The sequence below is a fragment of the Luteibacter sp. genome (assembly GCF_051958795.1).
Classification (GTDB): Bacteria; Pseudomonadota; Gammaproteobacteria; order Xanthomonadales; family Rhodanobacteraceae; genus Luteibacter.
On sequence record NZ_JBQCFT010000184.1, the window covers coordinates 1 to 5,708 of the forward strand.

7 protein-coding genes are annotated in these 5,708 nt (G+C 64.8%); 5 read left to right on the forward strand and 2 right to left on the reverse strand.

Annotated elements, in window-relative coordinates:
- Positions 1 to 140 precede the first annotated feature (140 nt).
- The 4 genes from ACTHLF_RS09475 (at position 141) to ACTHLF_RS09490 (ending at position 3,879) form a co-directional block, all read left to right on the forward strand.
- The gene (locus ACTHLF_RS09475; protein WP_440326882.1) at positions 141 to 1,874 is read left to right on the forward strand and encodes a DUF885 domain-containing protein; all 1,734 of its coding nucleotides are present in this window, start codon (positions 141 to 143) and stop codon (positions 1,872 to 1,874) included.
- 179 nt (positions 1,875 to 2,053) lie between these two features.
- Positions 2,054 to 2,455: an MbcA/ParS/Xre antitoxin family protein gene (locus tag ACTHLF_RS09480; RefSeq protein WP_440326884.1), complete on the forward strand. Its 402-nt coding sequence runs from the start codon at positions 2,054 to 2,056 to the stop codon at positions 2,453 to 2,455.
- Complete coding sequence (locus tag ACTHLF_RS09485; protein WP_440326886.1) at positions 2,452 to 3,153, forward strand: RES family NAD+ phosphorylase; 702 nt, start codon at positions 2,452 to 2,454, stop codon at positions 3,151 to 3,153. The genes ACTHLF_RS09480 and ACTHLF_RS09485 overlap by 4 nt, the downstream gene beginning before the upstream one ends.
- An 18-nt stretch (positions 3,154 to 3,171) precedes the next feature.
- Positions 3,172 to 3,879: an SGNH/GDSL hydrolase family protein gene (locus ACTHLF_RS09490; RefSeq protein ID WP_440326888.1), complete on the forward strand. Its 708-nt coding sequence runs from the start codon at positions 3,172 to 3,174 to the stop codon at positions 3,877 to 3,879.
- A gap of 257 nt (positions 3,880 to 4,136) precedes the next feature.
- On the opposite strand, the gene ACTHLF_RS09495 is transcribed toward ACTHLF_RS09490, so the two are convergent.
- Both ACTHLF_RS09495 and phhA read right to left on the reverse strand, forming a co-directional pair.
- Entirely contained in the window at positions 4,137 to 4,418 is a 282-nt protein-coding gene (locus ACTHLF_RS09495; RefSeq protein ID WP_440326889.1) for a hypothetical protein, read from the reverse strand.
- Between the two features lie 34 nt (positions 4,419 to 4,452).
- Positions 4,453 to 5,340, reverse strand: coding sequence for a phenylalanine 4-monooxygenase (gene phhA, locus ACTHLF_RS09500; RefSeq protein ID WP_440326891.1), 888 nt, complete (start codon positions 5,338 to 5,340; stop codon positions 4,453 to 4,455).
- Between the two features lie 139 nt (positions 5,341 to 5,479).
- Between phhA and ACTHLF_RS09505 the strand changes: the two genes are divergently transcribed.
- The coding region (locus ACTHLF_RS09505; RefSeq protein ID WP_440326892.1) for an Lrp/AsnC family transcriptional regulator at positions 5,480 to 5,708 on the forward strand (229 nt) is incomplete at its 3' end.

Sequence of the window (5,708 nt, forward strand, 5' to 3'; positions counted from 1 at the left end):
TGGGGGGCTTTGGGCCCTCCACCCCCCCCCCGCGCGCCCCCGCGCGCTCCCACAAGCCCCGGCGCGGGACCTCTGTCACGGGGCGCCGGTGCCCTGCCCATGCCATCATCGGGCCTTTCCACGTCCCCATTGGAACCCGCATGACCCCCTGGATCCGTGCCATCGCCTTTGCCGGTCTCTTCGCCGGCGCCGCCCACGCTACCCAGCAGGCGGATGACGCCTTCAAGAGCATTTACGAGAAGGAGTGGGCGTGGCGGAACGGGCAGGCGGGGATCCTGACCTCGGGTGAAGCCCAGCCGGGCAACGGCCGCCTGGATACGGTGGATGCAGCGAGCCAGGCGAAGCGCCTTGCCTACTGGAACGATGTGCTGGCCCAGCTCGACAAGATCGACCCGAAGCAGCTCGGTGACGAGGCGCGCATCGATTACCAGGTGTACCGCGAGCAGGTCTACAACCTGGCGGCCGCGCAGCGCTTCGCGCAGTGGCAGATGCCATTCAATAGCGATTCGGCGTTCTGGTCCGATGTCGGTTACGTCATGCACGGCGATGACCTGCGTACGCGTGAGGACTACAGCAACTACATCGCCCGCCTGAAGCAGATCCCCGCGTGGATGGACCAGGAAATCGCGAACATGCAGCTGGGCCTGGCCCGTGGCTTCACCGTGCCGCGCGCCGTGCTCGATGGCCGCGACGCTTCCATCGCCGCGGTCGCCGAGCTGAAGAACCCCGAAGACAGCGCGCTGTACGAGCCGTTCAAGCACCTGCCAAACACCATGCCGGCGAAGGATGCCGATGCGCTCCGCGCCGACGCGCGCGAAGCGATCGCGAAGGGCGTGATCCCGGCCTATGCCAAGCTGCTGACCTTCTTCCGCCAGGACTACCTGCCCAAGGCACGCACGACGCTGGCCGCGGAAGCGATGCCGGATGGCAAGGCGTATTACCTGCAGCAGATCCGCGAATACACCACGCTGGACCTGACGCCAGACCAGATCCACGCGATCGGCCTGCGCGAGGTCGCCAGCATCCACGCGCGCATGCTCGAGGTGATGAAGGAAACCGGGTTCAAGGGTGATTTCCCGGCATTCCTGCGGTTCCTGCGCACCGATCCGCAGTTCTATGCGAAGACGCCGGATGAGCTGCTGATGCGTACCGCGTGGGTGGCGAAGCAGGTCGATGGCGACCTGTCGAAGTACTTCGGCCTGCTGCCGCGGCAGCGCTTCGCGATCAAGCCGGTGCCGGCGGATATCGCGCCGTACTACACCTCGGGCCGCGGTGGCGCCGATGTGTACCTGGTGAATACCTACGACCTCCCGTCGCGCCCGCTGTTCAACATGCCCGCGCTTACCCTGCATGAATCGATGCCGGGCCATGCGCTGCAGCTGGCGCTTTCCGCCGAGCAGCAGGGCCTGCCGCCATTCCGCCGCGATGGCTACATCTCGGCTTACGGCGAAGGCTGGGCGCTGTACTCGGAGTACCTCGGCGAGGAGATGGGCATCTACCACACGCCGTACGAGCGCTTCGGCTACCTCACGTACCAGATGTGGCGCGCATGCCGCCTCGTGGTCGACACGGGCATCCACCACCTGGGCTGGACCCGCCAGCAGGCGATCGACTACCTCACCCAGAACACGGCCCTGAGCGCGCGCGAGATCGCCAACGAGGTGGACCGCTACATCAGCTGGCCGGGCCAGGCGCTGTCGTACGAGCTGGGCTACCTCAAGATCCGCGAACTGCGTGAACGCGCGGAAAAGCAGCTGGGCGAGAAGTTCGACCTGCGCGCCTTCCACGACATGGTGCTGGCCCTCGGCAGCGTGCCGATGCCGGTACTCGAGCAGCACGTGAACGAGTGGATCGCCAGCCGGAAGGGCGGCTGATCGTCTAACGCACGTAGGAGCCCACCCTGTGGGCGACGCCTTTCGCGATAGGGCAACGGAATGGCCGTCCACCGGCCCTGATTCGTCGCCGCGAAAGATGTCGCCCACAGGGTGGGCTCCTACGGCAAAAACTCTCGAATTGGAGTAGACTTGTTCACAACTCCACAGGTGAAGTCACGATGCATCCTGCCATCCGAACCGAACCGAATGCCGGCGGCGACTTGGGCGGCCCCGCCCTCCGGGCGTTTTTCAGCCTGGCCGAGCACTGGAAGCTGAAGGGTGCCGAGCAGCGCACCCTGCTCGGCGATCCGCCGGAATCCACCTACTTCAAATGGAAAAAGCAGCAGGATGGCGCGCCCTCGCGCGATGTCATCGAGCGGATCAGCTACCTGCTGGGCATCTGGAAAGACCTGCAGATCCTCTTCCCCGACCCGGTCCAGGCCGACGCCTGGGTACGCAAGGCAAACAACGCACCGCTCTTCGGCGGCCGCTCCGCGCTCGACCGCATGCTTTCCGGCAACGTCGCCGACCTCTACGTCGTCCGCCAGTACCTGGACGCGCAGCGCGGCTGGAACGGATGAGCGCCGCGCCGCCGCTCCGCAGGATCCGCTGGAGCCACGCCTACCGCATCGTTTCAAGCCGTTTCCCGCCCGTCGGCCTGTTCGATCGCATTGCCGATCCGCGCGATATCGACGCGGTCATGCAGGTCGAATCGCTGACCAACCCCCGCCTCCGCGACGAGATCGGCGCCTTGAGCCTCGTGCCCCAGGAACGGCGCATCAGCGGCCCGGGCACCAGTCCGGTCATGGCCGCCTTCGCACACATCGCACCGGATGGCAGCCGTTTCTCCGATGGCCACTGGGGCGTTTTCTACGCCGCACACACCGTGGCCACCGCCATCGAAGAGACCGTGTTCCACCGCGAGGCCTTCATGGCGGCTACCCACGAGCCACCCACCGATATGCAGGTGCGTTGCTACCGCACGTCGATCGCCGGCAAGTTCCACGACATCCGCGGTGGCTGGGTCCCCGAGCACGATCCGGATTCGTACGTCGCGAGTGTCAGGCTGGCGCGCGAACTGCGCGACGCGGGCTCCAACGGCATCGTGTACGACAGCGCCCGGCACGCGGGCGGCGAATGCATCGCCGCGTTTTACCCCGATGTGGTCGCGCCCTGCACGCAGGCCGAACATTTTATTTACCGCTGGAACGGGCAACGCATCGAAGCCGTACTCAAGGTGACTCCAGTCGAGCGGCACGGTTTGTCCCGCGATACCTAAACGGGTTACGGTCGGGGCATGAAACGCCTGACGATCCTCCTCACCCTGCTGTTCCTCGCCCTTGGCGCCGCTGCAAAGGATAACGACCACGCAAAGTGGGAACCCGATATCCAGGCCTTCGAGGCCGCGGACAAGGCCGCACCACCCCCGCAGCACGCGGTGCTCTTCATCGGCAGCTCGTCGATCCGACTGTGGCAGGGCCTCGAGTCGGACTTCGCTGGTTACAAAGTGATCAACCGCGGATTCGGCGGCTCCGATCTCGACGACTCCACGGCCTTTGCCAACCGCATCGTCAAGCCGTACCACCCGGCGGCCATCGTGGTGTACGCCGGCGACAACGACCTGCAGAACGGCGATACGCCGGAGCAGGTGCGGGATGATTTCACCGCCTTCGTCGCGAAGGTTCGCTCGTACGATGCCGAAGTGCCGATCGCCTTCATCTCGATCAAGCCCAGCATCGCCCGGTTCAACCTGTTGCCGAATATCGACCGGGCGAACCAGCTGGTGCGCGACCAGGCGATGAAGGAGAAAGGCGTCGCCTTCCTCGATGTCGCCCCCGCCATGGTGGACGCAAACGGCAAGCCGAAGGCCGAACTCTTCATGGAAGACGGCCTGCACATGAACCCCAAGGGCTATGCGCTGTGGGTCGCCCAGGTGCGCCCGTGGCTCGCGGACCACGCGATGGCCGCGCAAGTTAAACAGACGCCAAACGAAGCCGGTAAGTAGTACGGGAACTTCACGGCCCAGCCCTTATCTAAGTATTCGATCGCTGCGAAGCGACCTGTTGGTAATCGGCGGAGAGACTGGCCGACTGATTATCCCGGGTCCCGCTATTTCCCCTGATAGCCTGGACCCGACGCGACCCCGGCAGCTCCTCCCCTGGCTGCCGGGGTTTTATTTTGCCTGGAGGAAATACCTAAGCAAAAAATAACGGGCCGGCTTTCGCCGACCCGTCGTCGCTTGCTCCATGCCGTCAGAACGGCTTACCCGCGCAGGCGCCCCGCGTAGGGGCGAATGGACGTATCGAACGCCCGCCATACGCCATCGTTGCCTTCGATGTTCAACACGATATCGGAATCCGCGCGGGCCGCCTCGATGCGGCGTGCCTCGGTGAACGCGCATTCCAGGGCGTCGTCGCGCGAGCAGAACTCGCCGTACTCAGCCTCGTTCTTTTGCAGGAGCCAGAGGCCGGGCCCTACCGATTCAAACGGAATATCGAAGACAACCACGATGGATCCACCCTGTTCGACCTTGGATGGTTCCATCGTAGGGGGACGTTCGTTAGGCCGCCGTTGAGTTTCAGTTGTCTTCGCCGGAAGCGAAGCCCTCGCGGGTGCCGCGCTGGAACACCTTGTCGTCGGCCAGCACCGCGGCGGCCGCCACCGGCGAACCATGCGAAAGCTTTTCGTAGATCGGCGTAAAGTCCGGACCCGTCGCCTCGAACAGCTGGTCGAAGCTATCGATGACGAAGTAGGTCTGCTGGTACGTATCGATCCGGTACTTCGTATTCATCACCCGCTCCAGGCCGAAGCCAATGCGGTTGGGTGCCGCCGAATCAATGGAGTAGACCGACTCGCCCTTGGAGCTGACGATGCCCGCGCCGTAGATGCGCATGCCTTCCGGCGTGTTGATCAGGCCGAACTCCACCGTGTACCAGTACAGGCGCGTAAGGTTCATCAGCGCTTCGGGGCCGATCGCGTGGGCCTTCATGCCGCCTTTGCCGTAGGCCTGCATGTAGTCGGCGAACACCGGGTTGAGCAGCAGCGGCACGTGCCCGAACAGGTCGTGGAACAGATCCGGCTCGGAGAGGTAGTCGAGCTGGTCGGGTTTGCGGATCCACCAGCTGACCGGGAAGCGACGGTTGGCCAGGTGGTCGAAGAACACCTCGTCGGGCAGCAGGCCTTCGACGGCCACGATCTCCCAGCCGGTCGCCTCGCCCAGCACCTTGTTCAGGTCGTCGAAGCGCGGGATGCCGCCCTCACCGAAGCCGAAGCGCTCCACGCCCTCAAGGAATTCCTTGCAGGCGTACGCCGGCAGCAGTTCGCGCTGGCGCTTGTAGAGGGTGTCCCACACCTCGTGGTCGGTCTTCGAATAGCTCGCCCACGGCTGCTCCACGGTGCCGGTCGCATAGACGGGCACGTATCCGCGATCGGTCTGCTGGTGTTCGACGCGACGGGGGGTGTCCATGGCGGGCCTCCTTGGGGCTGCAGCGGTGGTGGATAACACCAGCTTAGGCGCAATCGGGCGCAATGGGGTTGTGTTATTGCACGTCCTGAGGTCATGTGTGCAATGATGTTTCGCACTGGATCGATACACCGGAATAATCATGCAAGGCACCCTCGATCGCACCGACCTGAAGATTCTGGCCACCCTCCAGGCGAACGGCCGCATCAGCAACGCCGAGCTGGCCGCCGAGGTCAATCTTTCCCCCTCCGCCTGCCTGCGCCGGGTGCAGCGGCTGGAGGGCGACGGGATCATCGCGGGCTATGGTGCCCGGCTGGAGCCGCGGGCGATCGGGCTGGGCTTGCAGGCCTTCGTCCGTGTCCAGCTCTCCC